Genomic DNA, 17,423 nt, shown 5'->3' with positions numbered 1-17,423 from the left:
TCAACGTTTTCTTGGGTCGCAGGCCATGGAGCCGGGGCGGCCCAGCTGGGAGAAAGATTATGGAGATCGTAATGGACAACGTACCGAGGCAACATGTTCTCGGTTTGACTCTGTCGGGGGTGGACGGACGCCCCATTCTTGATCACAGGGCCTACGGACGCCTCGCCGCGTCGCTGCAGGCAGCGGCCGACGACGACGACGTCAGAGTGGTGCTTCTGCGGGGGCTGTCGGGCTGCTTTTGCCTGGGCGGGGATCTTTCCGAGTTCGTCGACGACGCCAAGCATCTGCCGCTCATCGGAGCGGTGACCGACCTGTTCCGCGCTCTGGCAACATTCCCGAAGCCGATCATCGGCTGTGTTGACGGGGATGCCGTCGGGGTCGGCTGCACGGTGCTGTTTCACTGCGACCTGGTCTTCGCCGCCAGGCAGAGCACCTTCCGTGTTCCCTTCGTCGATTTCGGGCTCGTTCCGGACGCGGCCACCAGCATTCTGGCGCCAGAGAAGCTTGGCTATGCGGAGGCCTTCCGGTTCTTCTGCATGGGCGAGCAACTCGACGGTGAAGCGGCACATGCGCTCGGGCTGGTGTCGGATCTGTTCGACGACAACCCCGACGAGGCGGCGTGGAATGCGGCAAGGCAACTGGCGCGGAAGCCGGTCCAGGCGCTGGCCATGACGCGCAGTCTGCTCAAGGGCGATACGGCGCAGCTGTGTCAGCGCATTGACCGCGAGATATCGCTGTTTCACAAGGCCTTGCAGGACGAAACGACGATCCGCCGGTTGAGGAGGATATCGCGCATGGCCGCCTGAGCGAAGCGAATGCGGCTCGGACCGGCCCGCCCGCGGCGGGCCGGTCCATCATACGGCGTCCAGGCACAGTTGGGGGATCGGCTGCGCGCAAGGCGGGCTGCCTGAGCCTTATTGCAACGATGAATTGTCTCCGATAAATTAGTTTGCTATAATACGACTGGCGAGATTGGGGTCTCGGGCGGTCATGCATGATTCCGAAATGTTTGATTTCATTCAACGGTGTGCTTCGCGTCGAGAGGTGAAGCCGCTGCTGGACGATTTGTTGCATGTCGTCAGCCAGCTCGGATTCTATCATCTCATTCTGTCCGGCGTGCCCGTGCGGGGGCAGAAGCTCGATCAGCTTGTCGAACTCAACGGCTGGCCTGAAGACTGGTATCGGCGATATCTGGAGCGCGACTATGCCAGCGTCGACTCGGTGTGCGCCTATTCGGCGGTGTCCCACGCGCCTTTTCACTGGAAGGATATACCGCAATTATATTCCGGCACGCGGGAGTCCATCCGGGTCAGCGGCGAAGCCGCCGAATTCGGGATCGTCAGCGGCTTTGCCGTGCCCTTCGTCAGTTTCAGATATTGGCAATCGGTGGTCTCTTTTGCATCGCCGTGGAAGGACTGCACGCTCTCGGCCCGGCAGAAGGCTCAAATCGTCACCATTGCTACATTTGCGGGCGGGGCCGTCGAAGCATTGACCTTTTCGGACGGGCGCAAAGAGCGCGTCGAACTCTCGGACCGGGAGCGCGATATCCTGCTCTGGCTGGCCGAGGGCAAGTCTGCGTGGGAGATCGGGGAAATCCTCGGCATCGCCGAAGTCACGGTCAAGTGGCATTCCCGGCGCATCAGGGAAAAATTCGGCGTGGCGACCACCGTCCAGGCGGTCGTGGAGGCCATACGCTGCCGGGCCATCCTGCCTTGAGGCCCGGAACTATTCGATCGGATAGCTGACATCCAGGGTCGTGTTTGTATCCTCTGCGCGCCATTTTGGGAGGCGCTTGGGTATGATCGAAGGACATGTCGTCCAGCCGGGCAACCGGCATCTGTACGAGGCCGAGTTCGAGGAATTTCTTCGTCGCCGGCATGACTATTTCGTCAAGCAGAAGCGATGGCTGCCCGAGAGCCCGGACGGGCGGGAGGTGGACCAGTTCGATACGGATTCGGCTACTTATATTCTGGGCATCGAGGAGGGGCAGGTCGTCACCTCCTGCCGGCTGATCCCAACCAGCGAACCGCATCTGGTGTCGGAAGTGTTCCCCCATTTCTGCGAGGCGCGTGGCGTTCCGCGGCGTGCCGATTGGGCCGAGTGGACACGCACATTCGTCGCCACCGCGCAGCGCGGCATGACGCGGCGGGGCACGCTGACCCAATTGTGCTGCGCCGTCATGGAATATGCCCTCGACGAAGGGTTGTCCGCCGTCGGCGGCATCCAGGAAACCTACTTCCTGTCGCAACACAAGATGCTGAACTGGCGGGTCAGGCCAATGGGGCTTTCCCGCGAGGTCAATGGGGAATGGTGCATTGTCGCCTACATCGACGTCGACGACGCTGCGCTCGCCAACGCACGCCGCGTGCTTGGCATCGACCGATCGCTGCTGGTCCGCCGCGGCGTTCAGCGCCGGTTTCTCGGTACCGCATGCTCGCTTGGCAGGCGTTGAGGGCCGGGCAGCGGAGCAATGGCGGACAGGACGGTACAAGGCACAGTGCGCGACGACCTGCATTTGCCTGCCAATGGGCGAAGGCGTCCGTCCGGCGGGGACGCCGAGGATGATCGCCTTGTCGCGGCGTGGGAAGGGATTCTTGATCGGCTGCGCATACCGCTGAGAATTGCGCGCCAACTGGCGCGCCGCGCCCGCGTCAACAACACGTCGTTCCAATCCGAGTTGCTTGCCTGCGGCTTCACATCGGAGCGCGCGCACTACCGCGCACTGGCCGACGATCTCGGACTCGAATTCGTCGATGATATCGGTGCACACGACATCATATTGCGGCCGGAAGACACCATTGCCGCACTTCGCGGTCCCGCAACAGGCCATCTCGCCTTCCTGCACAGTCGAACCGGCGGCATGCCGTTGCTCATCGCCCCAAAAGCTCTCGACCTGCCGACGATGCGCGGTTTCATGCGCAGATTTCCGGAGTTCGCGACCCGGCTGCGCATCATCACGCCAACACGGCTGCGCCAGGCTCTCCTGGATCGCGCGCGGGATAAATTGCTCGGGAATGCGCGCGAAGGCCTGTTCGCGGCGCGGCCCGACCTGTCGGCGCGCACGGTCACCAACTCGTGGCAGGGATTCCTGATAGGCGTTCTGGTGGTGTCCCTTCCTGTCGGCCTGCTGCTTGCTCCGATTTCCACCGTCCTTTTGTTGCACCTTTGCTGTTCGCTCGCCTTCCTTTTCTGCGTCACCCTCAGGCTCAGGGTCGCCAGAAGCCTGCCCTTTGCTCCCCGGGCCCCGGCGCCGGATATGGACGGCGCCGAGGACGTGCCCGTCTATTCCGTGATGGTCGCCCTGCATGACGAGGCCGACGTGCTGCCCGATCTCATGGCGGCGCTCGGCAAGCTCGTCTGGCCGCGCAGCAAGATCGAGATCAAGCTGGTCTGCGAAGAAGACGATCACGGAACGCTTGCCGCGTTGGGGCGGATGCAGTTGCGGCCCTGGGTCGAGGTGGTCAAGGTGCCGGCTTCGCTTCCGCGCACCAAGCCGAAGGCGCTGGCTTACGCACTGCCGCTGGTCAAGGGGCGCTATGTGGCGCTGTACGACGCGGAGGACCGGCCGCACCCCTTGCAACTCGTCAAAGCCTGGCGGCGGTTCCAAGGGGCCGGGGACGAAGTCGCCTGCCTGCAGGCGCCGCTCGCGATCGCCAACCACGCCTACGGCGCGCTGCCGTTCATGTTCCGGCTCGAATATGCCGCCTTGTTTCGCGGTCTTCTGCCCTGGCTGGCAGAACGCAGCCTCGTCCTGCCGCTCGGCGGGACATCCAATCATTTTCGTCGCGATCGGCTGATCGAATGCGGCGGATGGGACCCCTACAACGTGACCGAGGATGCGGATCTCGGTGTCCGTTTCGCCCGCTTGGGCTATCGCTGCGAGACGATCGAACCGCCGACGCTCGAGGATGCGCCCGAGCCGGCCGGAGTCTGGATCCGGCAACGCTCGCGCTGGTTCAAGGGCTGGATGCAGACCTGGCTCGTCCACATGCGCGATCCTGCCGCCCTGATGCGGGATATCGGGCCGCGATCCTTCCTGATCGTGCAGATCCTGTTTGCCGGTATGATCCTTTCCGCCCTGTCCCATCCCTTCCTGCTTGTCTCCGCCGCCTGGATCGGCGCCAGCCTGGTCGGCACCGCGGAACTGAGCATCGTCAAGCTTGCGCTTCTCGGGGTGGATATCGCCAATGTGGTTCTTGGCTATGCTTCCTTCCTCTTTCTCGGCTGGCGCAGCCTGCATCGGGCCGAGCGCGCCTCGTTCTGGCGTGCGATCGTCCTCACGCCGCCCTACTGGCTCTTGATGTCGCTGGCCTCCTGGCGCGCCCTGTGGCAGATCGTCCGCGACCCGTTTCGCTGGGAAAAGACCCCGCACAGACGCTACCGCCGCTCTCCGTCACGCGCTCCCTCGGCGGCCCGGCGGCCGGCCCCCCGACTAATCCCTGCCGCTTAATCCGTGATCTCGTCGGGCTTGAGGACGATTTGCGGATCGGGTTTGCCGATCACGTCGTCGTCGCGCCCGTCATAGGGCAGCGGCAGGAGGATCTGGCGGATCGCCTCCAGCCGGGCCCGCCGCTTGTCGTTGGATTTCAGTACGATCCAGGGCGCATGCTCGGTGTGCGTGCGTTTCAACATAGTGTCACGCATTCGCGTGTAGTCATCCCATTTCGCCATGCCGTCGATGTCGATCGGCGAAAATTTCCAGATTTTCAACGGCTCGTGCCGGCGGTCGTGAAAACGCTTGAGCTGCATTTCCTGCCCGATATTGAGCCAGAACTTGTAGAAATGAATGCCCTCGTCGACGATCATCTTCTCGAATGCCGGAGTCTCGTCAAAGAATTTCTCGGTCTCGGCCGCGGTGCAAAATCCCATCACCGGTTCCACCACGCCGCGGTTGTACCAGGATCGGTCGAAGGTCACGAACTCGCCGGCGGTCGGGAAATGCGCGACGTAGCGCTGATAGTACCATTGGCCGCGTTCGGTATCGGTCGGCTTCGGCAGCGCGACATTGCGCGCAACGCGCGGGTTCATATATTGCCGGACGACGAAGATCGTCCCGCCCTTGCCCGCTGCGTCGCGGCCCTCGAAGACGGCCATCACGCGCTTGCCGGTCTTTTGCAGCCAGTACTGGACCTTGACGAGTTCGATCTGCAGCTTTTCGAGTGCGTCTTCGTATTCCTTCCGCTCGAGCTTCTTGTCATAAGGATATCCGCCGGAGCGCATGGCTTCGTCTTCGACCCAGTCCGGCAGTTTGGGATCGTCGATGTCGAGCAGACGTTTCTTGCCGTTGAGTACGACCTGCACTGGCTTTGCCAGGTCGAGATCCTCAAGTTTATGAATTTTGGCCATGGCGCAGTTACCTCCGGATATGGCGGACATGCTATTTGGCCGGCGGGCATGCGTCCAGCATGAGCCAGCAGTGAATACGCAGAGGGCGCGGAGCCGAGGGAAGTGATGAACGAACCGTCGAACGACGCGAAAATCAGGCGATGGCTGGACGGCGCCATGTCGAGACTGACCGGGCGCCAGCGCAGGGCCGCCGTCGCCGGATCCGAGCAAAGGGAGGGTCCGGAACAACTGACCGCCCTGCATCTGGCCGAGGCGGTTCCCGATCCGCTGCTTCTTGCGGATCGCACCGGGGCGTTGCTGCTGCTCAATCATGCGGCTCGTGCGGCCTTCGGCACGCTCAGGCCGGGCACGCTGTTGCAGATGCGCTTCCGTTCTCCGGAAATGCAGGAGATGATCGGCCGTCTGATGGCCGAAGAGCCGGGGCCGCATGTGGTGGAATATGTCGAGCGCGTTCCCATCGAGCGCTGGTTCAGGGTTGTCGGAAAGCCCGTGGGTGAAGGAACGGGACTGATCGTCCTGGTCTTCAAGGATCAGAGCGAGGTGCGCCGGATCGACCGCATGCGCGCCGATTTCATCGCCAATGCCAGCCACGAACTGCGCACGCCGCTGGCCTCCATCGCCGGCTTCATCGACACGATCCGCGGTCCCGCAAGCCAGGATCCCGAGGCGCGCGATCGCTTTCTGCAGATCATGGAGGCGCAGACGGCCCGCATGGCGCGCCTCATCGACGACCTGCTTTCGCTGTCGCGGCTGGAGATGAAACCCTATATCGCTCCTTCGGAACCGATCGAGCTTGGCCGCCTGGTCAATGGGGTGATCGATGCCCTGGGTCATCTGGCCTCCGAGATGGAGGTCGCGATCGAAAAGGACATCCCCGGCGAGCCGGTCGAGATACGCGGCAATCGCGATGAACTCATACAGGTGTTCGAGAACCTGCTCGAGAATGCCTGCAAATACGGGCAGTCGGGCGGCCGGGTCGTCGTCCGCATGGAGGTCGACAAGGGCGCTCCGGCCGGGGAAGTGCGGGTGGCCATCCGCGATTTCGGCCCCGGCATCGCGGAAGAGCACATCCCCCGGATCACCGAGCGCTTCTACCGCGTCGATGTCGAAACCAGCCGGTCGCACAAGGGCACCGGCCTTGGATTGGCGATCGTCAAGCATATACTGACGCGCAACAATGCGCGCCTGTCGATCAAGTCGAAGCTCGGTGAGGGTGCGACCTTCACCGTTCACCTGCCGCTTGCCTGAAGATATGGATAGTCAGCGCCCAACCGTTCTTTTTTCGGTCATGCGGCTCGACTATGATGCTGCCATGCGTGCTTGCCCGCAATCGCGCGCAATTTGGCCGGCGGCACCGGATTGGGATAGACGAGCATGACGACGACCCATCACATCATGAACGCATTCGATCAGGAGTTGCAGTTCCTGGGCAACCGGATCGCGACGATGGGCGGTCATGCCGAGCGAATGGTCGAACAGGCTGTGCAGGCGCTCGTCACCTCCGATGGCGGCTTGGCGCAAAAGGTCATCAAGGACGATCTCGTGCTCGACGAGGGGCAGCGTGAGATCGACGAGAAGGCGGTCATCATGATCGCGCGGCGCCAGCCCATGGCGGAAGACCTGCGCGAGATCATCGGGGCGATCCGCATCTCGTCCGACCTCGAGCGCGTCGGCGATCTCGGCAAGAACATCGCCAAGCGCGTCGTCGCCGTCACCGAGACGCGCCAGCCCATTCGGCTGTTCCGTGGACTGGAGGCGCTCGCCAACCTCGCTTTGACCCAGCTCAAGGAAGTGCTCGATGCCTATGCGGCCCGCTCGGTCGACCGCATCGGCTTCGTGCGCGACCGCGACGACGACATCGACGCCATGTACACCTCGCTGTTTCGCGAGCTGCTGACCTACATGATGGAGGATCCGCGCAACATCGCCGCCTGCACCCATCTGTTGTTCTGCGCCAAGAACATCGAGCGCATCGGCGATCATGCGACCAACGTTGCCGAAACGGTCTACCATATCGTGACCGGCGAGCTGATGCCCCCCGACAGGCCCAAGGACGACAAGAGCCACAAGGTGGTGATCAAGGGAACAGAGGAAGTGCAGTTGAGGGAATAGGGGCGTGAGGGATTAGGGGAGTAAGGCGGTAGGGAGATATGGACGTTCTGCGCCTTTCAGCCATGCCGGAGAATGAAGTTGGCGTGATCGTCGCTGGTTATTTTGTCCAGAGGGAATAGCCAGTGGTGTGGCGATCCGTCGTGGATCGTCGGATGTGCCTTACTGCCTTATTCCCTTACTCCCCCATTCCCGTTCTTTCACCGGTTGCGCCGACGATCCGCCGGCTGGAAGGCCAGCCGTGCATGATACTGGCAATAGGGGCTGGAATCGCCCGAGTCATGACCGCAGAAGTGGAAATCCTCGTCCAGCGGGTCGCCGATCGGCCACTTGCAGGTGCGCTCGTTGAGGTCGACCAGCTTGAGCCGACGCGCAATGGGCACCACGTCGGCTGCCGGCCGGCGCTGGGCAATGGCATCCGTCTCGACGTCGTAATCCATCTTCAGTGCCGTCGCACCGATTGTCTGCGGCGCCGTCCGTGCGGGAGCGCTGCTGGCGCGCGAGGCGCTCTTTTGCGTGCCGGACGGTTTCGGAGCCCTTTTCTGACGCGTCTGGGTGGGCGTTGCGCGTCCGCGGCTCGAGAGCTTGAGCCTGTGGACCTTGCCGATGACCGCATTCCTGCTGACGCCGCCGAGTTGTGCGGCGATCTGGCTGGCACTCAGACCCTCCGACCAAAGTTTCCGCAAAAGTTCGACCCGCTCGTCCGTCCAGTTCATCGACTTTGCTCCTGGTCATTGCGCGGAATCGGAATCCGTACCCACCCCAGCATTGCCGGGAGGACACCACATCTATACATGTGAATGGGTCCGCCGCACGAAATCTAGTTCTTTGCTGCCGATGAACCTACTCCAAGGGCTGACTCCCTGACAAGAGTCGGGCCGGCCTGCGGATTCCGTTTTTTCGGTTTTCCCCAACTTGACGGGCCGCGCTGCCGAGCGAGGGTCATATTGGACATCATGTCGGTTCCAGGTACCGGATGCTGCGAGACCCGTTTGCATTGACTTCCTGCGGGAAAGACCCAATATGCTGGGCAACAGGCCGCCCGGTGGGCGGCTTTTTGATTTGGCGGGCCCGCCCATTTTCTTCGATCGGGCAGCTTCCCCGCCGGTTCATCAATTGGAGTATGTGGAGCACGCGCATGACCGCATCGGCGCTATATGAAACCTTCGCTCGCGCCCCGCTCGAATTCGAGCGCGGTGACGGAAGCTGGCTGGTGACTGCCGAGGGGGAGCGCTATCTCGATTTCGCCGCCGGGATCGCCGTCAACTCGCTCGGCCACGGCCATCCGCATCTCGTGGCCGCGCTCACCGAGCAGGCCGGCAAGCTCTGGCACATCTCCAATCTCTACAACATCCCGGATCAGGACCGGCTCGGCGAGCGACTGGCGACCAACACATTCGCCGACAAGGTCTTTTTCGCCAATTCGGGCGCCGAGGCACTGGAATGCGCGATCAAGACTGCGCGGCGCTACCAGTATGTCGGTGGCCATCCCGAGCGCTATCGCATCGTCACCTTCGAGGGCGCGTTCCACGGCCGTACCCTGGCGACCATTGCGGCCGGCGGCCAGCCGAAATATCTGGAAGGGTTCGGGCCCAAGGTCGAAGGCTTCGATCAGGTGCCATTCGCCGACATGGAAGCCTTGAAGGGCGCGATCGGACCCGAGACGGCGGCGATCCTCATCGAGCCGCTGCAGGGCGAAGGCGGGATCCGCACCGTTTCGAAGGAGACGCTGCGCGCCATTCGCGCGCTGTGCGACGAGCATGGCCTGCTCCTGATATTCGACGAGGTCCAATGCGGCGTCGGGCGCACGGGCAAGCTGTTCGCCTATGAATGGGCCGGTATTGCGCCGGACATCATGGCGGTCGCAAAAGGCATCGGCGGCGGCTTTCCCATGTCGGCCTGTCTCGCTACCGCCGAGGCGGCGAGCGGCATGACGGCCGGCGTGCACGGCACGACCTTCGGCGGCAACCCGCTTGCCATGGCGGTCGGCAATGCCGTGCTCGACGTGATCCTGGAGGACGGCTTTCTCGACGAGGTAAGCCGCAAGTCGCTGCTCTTCAAGCAGGGTCTTGCTCAGATCGTCGATGAGTTTCCGCAGGTCTTCGAGGAGTTCCGCGGCACAGGGCTGATGCTCGGGCTCAAATGCAGGATGCCCAATGCGAAGGTCAATCTGGCGTTGCGCGAGAGCAAGCTCCTGACGGCGCCCGGCGGCGACAATGTCGTCCGGCTGCTGCCTCCGCTGACGGTGTCGGACGAGGAGATCCGCGACGGTCTCGAGCGTATCCGGCAGGCCGCGGCGCACCTGGCCGCCACGGCCGAACTGGAGCAAGGATGATTACCCGTGGAGGGACTTTGATGAAGGCTGGCCTGCGCCATTTCACCGATCTTTCAACCGTGCCGGCGGCTGATCTTCGGGCGATCCTCGATGATGCGCGCGCACGAAAGTCGGAACTGAAATCCGGCGCCCGCTCAAAACCCTTCGACGGCAAGGTGCTGGCGATGATCTTCGACAAGCCGTCGACGCGCACCCGTGTTTCCTTCGATGTCGGCATGCGCCAGCTCGGCGGCGAGACGATCATGCTGACGGGCACCGAAATGCAGCTCGGGCGCAGCGAGACGATCGCAGACACGGCCAAGGTCCTGTCGCGCTATGTCGACATCATCATGATCCGCACGACCTCGCATGAGCGGTTGCTGGAGCTGTCGGAGAACGCCACGGTGCCCGTAATCAACGGCCTGACCGACGACACCCATCCCTGCCAGATCATGGCCGATGTGCTGACCTATGAGGAGCATCGCGGCAGCGTCAAGGGCAAGCTCTTCGCCTGGACGGGCGACGGCAACAATGTGCTGCATTCGCTCGTCGAGGCGGCCGCCCGCTTCGACTTCAGTCTCAATGTCGCGGTTCCCGAGGGCAGCGAGCCGGGCGAGAAATATGTCGACTGGGCGCGCGGCGAAGGCGCGCGGATCTCGTTCTGCGGCTCCGCCGAGGACGCGGTGCGCGACGCCGATTGCGTCATCACCGACACATGGGTGTCGATGGGCCAGGAGCATCGCGCGCGCGGCCACAACGTCTTCGTGCCTTACCAGGTCAACGAAAAGCTGATGGCGCATGCAAAGCCCGACGCCCTTTTCATGCACTGCCTGCCCGCCCACCGCGGCGAGGAGGTGACGGACGGCGTGATCGACGGTCCGCAGTCCGTCGTGTTCGATGAGGCCGAGAACCGCCTTCATGCGCAAAAGGCGGTGCTCGCCTGGTGTTTGTCCGGAGAGTGACTGAGTGAACGAACCACAGCTCATAGGCGAATTGCAGCCGGCCGGCGACGACCATGTCGTGCCGTTCCAGGTCGAGCCGCTGGACGTGCGCGGCCGCATCGTCCAGCTCGGCCCGATGCTGGACGACATCCTGGACCGGCACGACTATCCCGAGCCCGTGTCGTGCCTTCTGGCCGAGATCATCGTGCTCACATCGCTGCTCGGCTCGTCACTCAAGTTCGACGGCAAGTTCATCGTCCAGACGCAATCGGACGGACCGGTCGACATGCTGGTGGCCGATTTCGCCACACCCGGCTCCATCCGCGCCTATGCACGGTTCGACGAGCAGAAGCTTGCCGATGCCGAGGCCGAGGGGCGCACTTCGCCCGAGGAGCTGCTGGGCAAGGGCGTTCTGGCGCTCACCATCGACCAGGGATCGCACATGCAGCGCTATCAGGGCGTCGTGCAGCTCGACGGCTCGTCGCTCGAGGAGATCGCGCGGGTCTATTTCCGCCAGTCGGAGCAGATTCCGACCGAGGTGCGGTTGGCCGTTGCGCGCCAGATGGTGGCGGGCGAGGGCGGCCGGCGCCCACACTGGCGCGCCGGCGGCATGCTGGCGCAGTTTCTCCCCGACGCGCCGGAGCGGCTGCGCATGCCAGACCTCCACGGCGGCGATGGCGACGACGGCGAGACCGACCGCGGCAATGTCGACGATTCATGGACCGAGGTGCTGGCCCTCATGTCGACGATCGAGGTCGACGAGCTTCTCGATCCGACGATCGGCGCCGAACGGCTGCTCTACCGGCTGTTCCATGAGCATGGCGTGCGGGTTTTTGCAGGCACCGCCGTCCAGGACGATTGTTCGTGTTCGCGCGACAAGATCCGCACCATTCTGGAAGGTTTCACAGACGAGGAAATCGCCGAAAGCGTCGAGGACGGCTCGATCAACGTCAGTTGCGAATTCTGTTCGAAGCATTACCGGTTCGACCCGGCCGAATTCGGCCATAAGGGCGAGTAGGGGTCAATTGACGATGCGGCCTGCGTCGGGCAGGTCCAGCGAAAAGGCCGGGATTTCGACTTCGAACAACGTGCCGCCGCCGTCGCGCATCGTGTAGCGGCCTTCCATGATGCCGGACGGCGTGGGCAGCGGGCATCCGGACGTGTACTGGAAACTGTCGCCGGGGTTGAGCTCCGGCTGCTCTCCGACAACGCCGGCCCCGCGCACTTCCTCCACGCGCCCCGACGCGTCCGTGATATGCCAGTAGCGGCTTATCAATTGCACGAACTCGTCCGAACGATTGGCGATCGTCACGCGGTAGGCCCACACATAGTGGCCGTCCTCCGGCTCCGATCGGTCGGCCAGATAAAACGGCTCGACGCTGACCTCGATGTTGCGTGTAATGGCCCGATACATGACACAAGCTCCGGGACTCACAATGAGACAAATCTTTGCCGACACTGCGGTGCGGGTCAACCGCCGATATGGCGCTTCGGCTTCCGCCTGGTCGGGGTGGGCGGTCGCGTCAGCAGGCCGGGAGACGCGTTGTGCTTGACGGCTGGGCGCGCCGCCGGCTCGACCCGGCCCTGCAGCGCATCGCCCGGCATCTCGCCGCGGCCGGGGTCACGCCCAACGCCATCACACTGGCCGCCTGCGCCGGCGGTCTTGCGGCGGCCGGCGCCATTGCGCTCGGCCACGAATGGTGGGGCCTCGCGCTCATCCTCCTGAGCCGCCTCGGCGACGGTCTCGACGGCGCCGTCGCCGCCATCAAGGGGCGCACGGACATTGGCGGCTATCTCGACATCGTGCTCGATTTCGTCGTCTACGGCGCCGTGCCGCTCGGCTTCGCGGTCGCCGATCCGGCATCGAATGCCCTGGCGGCGGCGGTGCTCTTGTTTTCCTTCTACGCCAACGGGGCGAGTTTTCTCGCCTTTGCCATCTTGGCCGAAAAGCGCGGCCTTTCGAGCAGCAGCAGGGGAGCGAAATCGCTCTTCTTCACCACCGGATTGGCCGAGGCGACCGAGACGATCGCCGTCTTCGCCGCCTTTTGCCTCGTGCCGGCCTGGTTCGCGCCGATCGCTTATGTCTTTGCCGCAATTTGCATTTATACGGCCGTGTCGCGCATTGTGCTGGCGGTGGGCACGTTCGGCTGAGCGGTTTGCCGGGTCACGGGTTTCGGGACGTGGCCGTCGCACCTGGCGCAAGGCAGGAGGAGGATCGGATGACATACGCCATTGTGAGTTCCGGCTCTCATCTCGAACCGCTGATCGGGTTTTCACGCGCTGTGCGCGCGGGCCCGCATATCGCGGTTGCCGGCACGGCGCCGATCGGCGAGGACGGCGAGACCGCCGCCAGCGGCGATGTCTACGGACAGACGGTGCGCTGCCTGGAGATCGTCGAAAAGGCGATCGCAGACGCCGGCGGTCGTCTCGAAGACGTCGTCAGGACCCGCATCATGCTGACCGACATTTCGGCCTGGCGCGAGGCGGCCTGGGCGCATGGCGAATATTTCGGCGAGATCCGACCCGCCTGCACTTTCGTCCAGGTGGCCGGCTTTATCGATACGGGCTGGCTGGTCGAGGTGGAGGCGGACGCCATCGTCGGAGTTTCGGACGAAAACAAGCCTGTAGTCGAGGCGGGAACGGCTGACGCCGCCGCCACGAGCCCGTCCGAAGAGGCGGTGAACGAAGGCGAAACCGGTCCAATGGCGCAAGATCTGGCGGCGGCCGATGTACTCGAGCGCCTGAAACTGCCCTGGCATCGCTGAAGCGTCGGCGAGGGTGCCGGACAGCCCCTCCGAGGAGGTGGCGCAGCAACCCGCGCAACACGCGTCATCCCGGCCAAGCGGCGAAGCCGCGCGAGCCGGGACCCATTGAGCGAAGGTACATGCTTCAACTTATTGATCTGGCGCGCATATCTCTAGGTCCCGGATAGCCCTGCGGGCTTCCGGGATGGCGGTGGAGGGGTGTGGCGTTCAGGCCGCCTTGCCGAGTGCCCGGTCGATGTCCTCGATCAGGTCGTCGGCATCTTCGAGCCCGATCGACAGGCGCACCGTGCCCGGATTGATGCCCAGCTCGGCGCGCGCCTCGTCGGTCAGGTTCTTGTGCGTGGTGGTGGCCGGATGCGTCACCAGCGATTTCGAGTCGCCCAGATTGTTGGAAATCCTGATGATCTCCAGCGCATTCTGGAAGTCGAAGGCGGCGCGCTTGTCCTTGAGGTCGAGGCAGATCAGGGTCGAGCCGCCCTTCATCTGGCGCGCGATGATGTCGGCCTGCGGGTGGTCCTTGCGTCCGGGATAGATGACGCGGACAACCGCCGGGCGGGAGGCGAGATGCTCGGCCACGCGGCCGGCCGTCTCGGTTTGCTGGCGCACGCGCAACGGCAGCGTCTCCAGGCCCTTCAGCAGTGTCCAGGCGTTGAAGGGCGAGAGGGACGGGCCGGTGTGGCGGAAATAGTCGTGCAGGTGCTCGTCGATCCACTGCTTGTCGGACAGAACGACGCCGCCGAGGCAGCGGCCCTGGCCGTCGATGTGCTTGGTGGCCGAATAGACGACGACATGGGCCCCGAGTTCGAGCGGCTTTTGCTGCAGCGGCGTGGCGAAGACATTGTCGACCACCAGCCGTGCGCCGATCGCATTGGCGATCTTGGCGACCGCGGCGATGTCGATGACCTCGAGCGTCGGGTTGGTCGGGCTTTCCAGGAAGAAGAGTTTGGTGTTCGGCCTGACGGCGTTCTGCCAGGCCTCGATGTCGGTGCCGTCGACGAGCGTCGTTTCGATGCCGTATTTCGGCATCAGCGTCTCCACCACCCAGCGGCAGGAGCCGAACAGGGCGCGCGCGGCAACGACATGATCTCCCGCCTTCACCGAACACAGGAGCGCGGCCGAAACGGCGGCCATGCCCGACGCCGTTGCCCGGGCATCTTGCGCGCCTTCCAGTTCGCACATGCGCTTTTCGAACATGTCGACGGTCGGGTTGGCGTAGCGCGAATAGATGAAGCCGGGCTCGTCGCCCTTGAAGCGGGCCTCGGCGGCTTCCGCCGTCTCATAGACGAAGCCCTGGGTCATATAAATCGCCTCGGAAGTCTCGCCGAAGCCGGAGCGCAGCGTCCCCGAATGAACCAGCGCCGTCTGGGGCTTCCAATTGCGTTTTGTCTCGTTTGTCATGACCCTTGCCTCAAACACAAAAAACCGGCCGCGTCGTCGCGTGCCGGCTTGCAAAATCGGCCCTTTAGCGACTTGTTTAACGTGGCTGCAAGCCGGCCGGCCAAATCACCACGGGATAAAGGCTGCATTAGCCCCGAACGGCTCTTGCGTCAATCGCCGGCGGAGGTAAACCTCTCGAAAATTCAGGAGCCGCCGAACAGTGCGCCAGTCAGGAATTCTGCCCGATCACGAGATCGCCCAGCTTTTCGGGGGCGGTTCGCTGTCCGCGCCGCGCGCGCTCGACGACGATCAGATCCAGCCGGCGAGCCTCGATCTGCGGCTGGGCGAGCGCGCCTACCGTGTGCGCGCCAGCTTTCTGCCCGGCCCGCAGCACAAGGTGGCAGACAAGCTGGAACGGCTCAAGCTGCACGAGATCGATCTTACCGCCGGTGCGGTCCTGGAAACGGGGTGCGTATATATCGTGCCGCTGCTGGAGCAGCTCGACCTGCCGGACGCCATCGCGGCGGCGGCCAATCCGAAGAGCTCGACGGGCCGGCTCGACATCTTCACCCGCGTCATGACCGATCACGGGGCGGAATTCGACAAGATCGCCGCCGGCTATTCGGGGCCGCTCTATCTGGAAGTCAGCCCGCGCACATTCCCGATCGTTGCGCGCACGGGCTCCCGCCTGTCGCAAATCCGCTTCCGGAAGGGCAGTGCCATGCTCGATGAGGCAAGCCTTCTGGCGCTGCACGAGACGGACACGCTGGTGGCTGCCGAACAGCCCAATGTCACGGGCGGCGGCATCGCGCTGTCGATCGACCTTGCCGGCAATGCGGACGGGCTGGTGGGTTATCGCGGCAAGCACCACACCTCGCTCATCGACGTCGACAAGCGCGGCGCGCACGACGTCATGGAATTCTGGGAGCCTCTCGGGGCGCATGAAGACCGCGCGCTCATTCTCGATCCCGACGAGTTCTATATCCTGGTCTCGCGCGAGGCGGTGCACGTGCCGCCGGACTATGCCGCCGAGATGACGCCCTTCGACCCGCTGGTGGGCGAGTTCCGCGTGCATTATGCGGGCTTTTTCGATCCCGGTTTCGGCCATTCTGCGGCCGGCGGCACGGGAAGCCGCGCGGTCCTGGAGGTGCGCAGTCACGAGGTTCCGTTCATCCTCGAACACGGCCAGACCGTCGGCCGGCTGGTCTACGAGCACATGCTGTCCCGCCCGAAGGCACTCTATGGCGCCGATCTGCGCTCGAACTACCAGGCGCAGGGGCTGAAGCTGTCGAAGCACTTCCGTTAGATCGGCTCACCCGTTCACGGAATCGTTTCGCTGATCCAACTCTTTGATTTCACGCAATTTCGAACGGAAGCGGCTTCAACTTCTCCTGGATTTTCTACCCGTTCTCGGCACGTAGCGTCCGGATTTCCTCGCGCAGCGCCCTGATCTCGATGAGGATCGTTTCCTGCTCGTCATGCAGCGCCGTGCGTTCGGCCGAGGCCGTGGCGTCGTGCTCTTCCTGCATCGCCGACACGATGATGCCGATGAACAGGTTCAGCACGGCGAACGACGTGGTGACGATGAAGGGAACGAAGAACAGCCAGGCCCAGGGGTGGACCTCCATCACGGGCCGCACGATGCCCATCGACCAGCTTTCGAGCGTCATGATCTGGAACAGCGAATAGGCCGAGGCTCCGATGCTGCCGAACCACTCGGGAAAGGTTGCGCCATAGAGCTTGGTCGCCATGACGGAAAAGACGTAGAAGACGAGACCGAGCAGCAGCACGATCGAGCCCATGCCCGGCAGGGCCGCGACGAGGCCGCCGACGACGCGGCGCAGCGACGGCACGGTCGAGACCAGCCGCAGCACGCGCAGGATGCGCAGAGCACGCAGCACCGAGAGATTGCCGGTCGCCGGCACCAGCGCGAAGCCGACCACGAGAAGGTCGAAGATGCGCCACGGATCGTGAAAGAAGCGCAGCCGGTAAACGGCGAATTTGGCCAGGAGCTCGGCCACGAAGACGGCGAGGATCAGCCTGTCGAAGACGATCAGGATCGAGCCGAACTTGGCCATCGCGGTGCTCGAGGTTTCCAGCCCGAGCGTGACGGCGTTGATCATGATCAGCACGGTGATGAACAGTTCGAAGCGGCGCGATTCGACGAGACGTTGCAGCGTTGACACGGAAAGCCAGGCTCCAGTTGGAACGGGATGGGCGAAGCACTGCTTCATCGCGGTGGCAGCGTCAAGGCATGGCGAACGATCCGCCCCATCAGGAGAGGGAAGGATCGCGTGTCTGTCGGCCGTCTCGAATTGTCTTGCGCGTCAATCCTCTTGAGTGGCCTCTTGACGGACGAGGCGGCGTCGCCGATTAATGTCGGCGACGCGGGTGTAGTTCAGTGGTAGAACGCAAGCTTCCCAAGCTTGATGTCGTGGGTTCGATCCCCATCGCCCGCTCCAATACCTTACCGAAAATGCTGGTTTAGCAGGTTGCTGAAGAAGCCGCCAATTTTGCCGGCATTTCTTTGATGGGCGTTTTCTGGCGTGTCTTTACGTGATCCTTGCGATG

General features: G+C 63.6%; 17 protein-coding genes, 1 tRNA gene and 1 riboswitch. Of the genes, 13 read left to right on the top strand and 5 right to left on the bottom strand.

Annotation, left to right across the window (positions count from 1 at the left end):
• Positions 1 to 71: 71 nt before the first annotated feature.
• The 4 genes from GM909_RS16345 to GM909_RS16330 all read left to right on the top strand — a co-directional run bounded on the left by GM909_RS16345 (position 72) and on the right by GM909_RS16330 (position 4,450).
• Positions 72 to 806: an enoyl-CoA hydratase-related protein gene (locus GM909_RS16345; protein WP_235911943.1), complete on the top strand. Its 735-nt coding sequence runs from the start codon at positions 72 to 74 to the stop codon at positions 804 to 806.
• Between the two features lie 238 nt (positions 807 to 1,044).
• Positions 1,045 to 1,716 carry a helix-turn-helix transcriptional regulator gene (locus GM909_RS16340; protein WP_235911942.1) on the top strand — a complete coding sequence of 224 codons (672 nt, stop codon included), beginning with the start codon at positions 1,045 to 1,047 and terminating at the stop codon, positions 1,714 to 1,716.
• Between the two features lie 82 nt (positions 1,717 to 1,798).
• Complete coding sequence (locus GM909_RS16335) at positions 1,799 to 2,452, top strand: acyl-homoserine-lactone synthase (RefSeq protein WP_157017728.1); 654 nt, start codon at positions 1,799 to 1,801, stop codon at positions 2,450 to 2,452.
• 18 nt (positions 2,453 to 2,470) lie between these two features.
• Positions 2,471 to 4,450: a glycosyltransferase gene (locus tag GM909_RS16330; RefSeq protein ID WP_157017726.1), complete on the top strand. Its 1,980-nt coding sequence runs from the start codon at positions 2,471 to 2,473 to the stop codon at positions 4,448 to 4,450.
• On the opposite strand, the gene ppk2 is transcribed toward GM909_RS16330, so the two are convergent.
• Positions 4,447 to 5,346 carry a polyphosphate kinase 2 gene (ppk2, locus tag GM909_RS16325; protein ID WP_157017724.1) on the bottom strand — a complete coding sequence of 300 codons (900 nt, stop codon included), beginning with the start codon at positions 5,344 to 5,346 and terminating at the stop codon, positions 4,447 to 4,449. The two genes, GM909_RS16330 and ppk2, sit on opposite strands and share 4 nt — an antisense overlap.
• A gap of 105 nt (positions 5,347 to 5,451) precedes the next feature.
• Between ppk2 and GM909_RS16320 the strand changes: the two genes are divergently transcribed.
• On the top strand, positions 5,452 to 6,594 hold the full coding sequence (locus GM909_RS16320) for an ATP-binding protein (protein ID WP_157017722.1): 1,143 nt from the start codon (positions 5,452 to 5,454) through the stop codon (positions 6,592 to 6,594).
• A gap of 126 nt (positions 6,595 to 6,720) precedes the next feature.
• Complete coding sequence (phoU, locus tag GM909_RS16315; RefSeq protein ID WP_157017720.1) at positions 6,721 to 7,458, top strand: phosphate signaling complex protein PhoU; 738 nt, start codon at positions 6,721 to 6,723, stop codon at positions 7,456 to 7,458.
• A gap of 197 nt (positions 7,459 to 7,655) precedes the next feature.
• Here the strand turns inward: phoU and GM909_RS16310 are convergent, their stop codons facing one another.
• Positions 7,656 to 8,171 (bottom strand): GcrA family cell cycle regulator, encoded by a 516-nt coding sequence (locus GM909_RS16310; protein WP_157017718.1) that lies wholly within the window; start codon positions 8,169 to 8,171, stop codon positions 7,656 to 7,658.
• 422 nt (positions 8,172 to 8,593) lie between these two features.
• Here GM909_RS16310 and GM909_RS16305 point away from each other — a divergent pair, with 422 nt between their 5' ends.
• The 3 genes from GM909_RS16305 to GM909_RS16295 are packed head-to-tail and all read left to right on the top strand — an operon-like array spanning position 8,594 to position 11,728.
• Complete coding sequence (locus GM909_RS16305) at positions 8,594 to 9,790, top strand: aspartate aminotransferase family protein (protein ID WP_157017716.1); 1,197 nt, start codon at positions 8,594 to 8,596, stop codon at positions 9,788 to 9,790.
• 20 nt (positions 9,791 to 9,810) lie between these two features.
• Positions 9,811 to 10,731, top strand: coding sequence for an ornithine carbamoyltransferase (argF, locus tag GM909_RS16300; protein WP_157017714.1), 921 nt, complete (start codon positions 9,811 to 9,813; stop codon positions 10,729 to 10,731).
• 4 nt (positions 10,732 to 10,735) lie between these two features.
• Positions 10,736 to 11,728 carry an Hsp33 family molecular chaperone gene (locus GM909_RS16295; RefSeq protein WP_157017712.1) on the top strand — a complete coding sequence of 331 codons (993 nt, stop codon included), beginning with the start codon at positions 10,736 to 10,738 and terminating at the stop codon, positions 11,726 to 11,728.
• A gap of 3 nt (positions 11,729 to 11,731) precedes the next feature.
• Here the strand turns inward: GM909_RS16295 and apaG are convergent, their stop codons facing one another.
• Positions 11,732 to 12,124, bottom strand: a complete 393-nt coding sequence (apaG, locus tag GM909_RS16290; RefSeq protein WP_157017710.1) for a Co2+/Mg2+ efflux protein ApaG — start codon at positions 12,122 to 12,124, stop codon at positions 11,732 to 11,734.
• A 131-nt stretch (positions 12,125 to 12,255) separates the two neighbouring features.
• On the opposite strand from apaG, the gene GM909_RS16285 reads away from it, so the two are divergent.
• Positions 12,256 to 12,861: a CDP-alcohol phosphatidyltransferase family protein gene (locus GM909_RS16285; protein WP_157017708.1), complete on the top strand. Its 606-nt coding sequence runs from the start codon at positions 12,256 to 12,258 to the stop codon at positions 12,859 to 12,861.
• 68 nt (positions 12,862 to 12,929) lie between these two features.
• The gene (locus tag GM909_RS16280) at positions 12,930 to 13,475 is read left to right on the top strand and encodes a RidA family protein (RefSeq protein ID WP_157017706.1); all 546 of its coding nucleotides are present in this window, start codon (positions 12,930 to 12,932) and stop codon (positions 13,473 to 13,475) included.
• 207 nt (positions 13,476 to 13,682) lie between these two features.
• Here the strand turns inward: GM909_RS16280 and GM909_RS16275 are convergent, their stop codons facing one another.
• Positions 13,683 to 14,873 (bottom strand): O-succinylhomoserine sulfhydrylase, encoded by a 1,191-nt coding sequence (locus tag GM909_RS16275; protein ID WP_157017704.1) that lies wholly within the window; start codon positions 14,871 to 14,873, stop codon positions 13,683 to 13,685.
• A gap of 44 nt (positions 14,874 to 14,917) precedes the next feature.
• A riboswitch (SAM riboswitch) is annotated at positions 14,918 to 14,995 on the bottom strand.
• A gap of 77 nt (positions 14,996 to 15,072) precedes the next feature.
• On the opposite strand from GM909_RS16275, the gene GM909_RS16270 reads away from it, so the two are divergent.
• Positions 15,073 to 16,158, top strand: a complete 1,086-nt coding sequence (locus GM909_RS16270; RefSeq protein ID WP_157017702.1) for a 2'-deoxycytidine 5'-triphosphate deaminase — start codon at positions 15,073 to 15,075, stop codon at positions 16,156 to 16,158.
• Between the two features lie 94 nt (positions 16,159 to 16,252).
• Here the strand turns inward: GM909_RS16270 and GM909_RS16265 are convergent, their stop codons facing one another.
• On the bottom strand, positions 16,253 to 17,038 hold the full coding sequence (locus tag GM909_RS16265) for an ion transporter (RefSeq protein ID WP_157017700.1): 786 nt from the start codon (positions 17,036 to 17,038) through the stop codon (positions 16,253 to 16,255).
• Positions 17,039 to 17,239: 201 nt separating this feature from the next.
• On the opposite strand from GM909_RS16265, the gene GM909_RS16260 reads away from it, so the two are divergent.
• Positions 17,240 to 17,314: transfer RNA gene (locus GM909_RS16260), tRNA-Gly, on the top strand.
• Positions 17,315 to 17,423: the final 109 nt, after the last annotated feature.

This window comes from Mesorhizobium xinjiangense (assembly GCF_009749525.1).
GTDB lineage: Bacteria > Pseudomonadota > Alphaproteobacteria > Rhizobiales > Rhizobiaceae > Mangrovimarina > Mangrovimarina xinjiangensis.
Note: the sequence above shows the minus strand (reverse complement) of the source record. Positions and strands in the feature narration are given on the sequence as shown.

Coding starts and splice junctions, on each gene's coding strand:
- GM909_RS16330 (WP_157017726.1), top strand. CDS start 2,471: ATGGCGGACAGGACGGTACAAGGCACAGTGCGCGACGACCTGCATTTG.
- apaG (WP_157017710.1), bottom strand. CDS start 12,124: ATGTATCGGGCCATTACACGCAACATCGAGGTCAGCGTCGAGCCGTTT.
- GM909_RS16280 (WP_157017706.1), top strand. CDS start 12,930: ATGACATACGCCATTGTGAGTTCCGGCTCTCATCTCGAACCGCTGATC.
- GM909_RS16345 (WP_235911943.1), top strand. CDS start 72: ATGGACAACGTACCGAGGCAACATGTTCTCGGTTTGACTCTGTCGGGG.
- GM909_RS16320 (WP_157017722.1), top strand. CDS start 5,452: ATGAACGAACCGTCGAACGACGCGAAAATCAGGCGATGGCTGGACGGC.
- GM909_RS16310 (WP_157017718.1), bottom strand. CDS start 8,171: ATGAACTGGACGGACGAGCGGGTCGAACTTTTGCGGAAACTTTGGTCG.
- GM909_RS16275 (WP_157017704.1), bottom strand. CDS start 14,873: ATGACAAACGAGACAAAACGCAATTGGAAGCCCCAGACGGCGCTGGTT.
- GM909_RS16335 (WP_157017728.1), top strand. CDS start 1,799: ATGATCGAAGGACATGTCGTCCAGCCGGGCAACCGGCATCTGTACGAG.
- phoU (WP_157017720.1), top strand. CDS start 6,721: ATGACGACGACCCATCACATCATGAACGCATTCGATCAGGAGTTGCAG.
- GM909_RS16305 (WP_157017716.1), top strand. CDS start 8,594: ATGACCGCATCGGCGCTATATGAAACCTTCGCTCGCGCCCCGCTCGAA.
- argF (WP_157017714.1), top strand. CDS start 9,811: ATGAAGGCTGGCCTGCGCCATTTCACCGATCTTTCAACCGTGCCGGCG.
- ppk2 (WP_157017724.1), bottom strand. CDS start 5,346: ATGGCCAAAATTCATAAACTTGAGGATCTCGACCTGGCAAAGCCAGTG.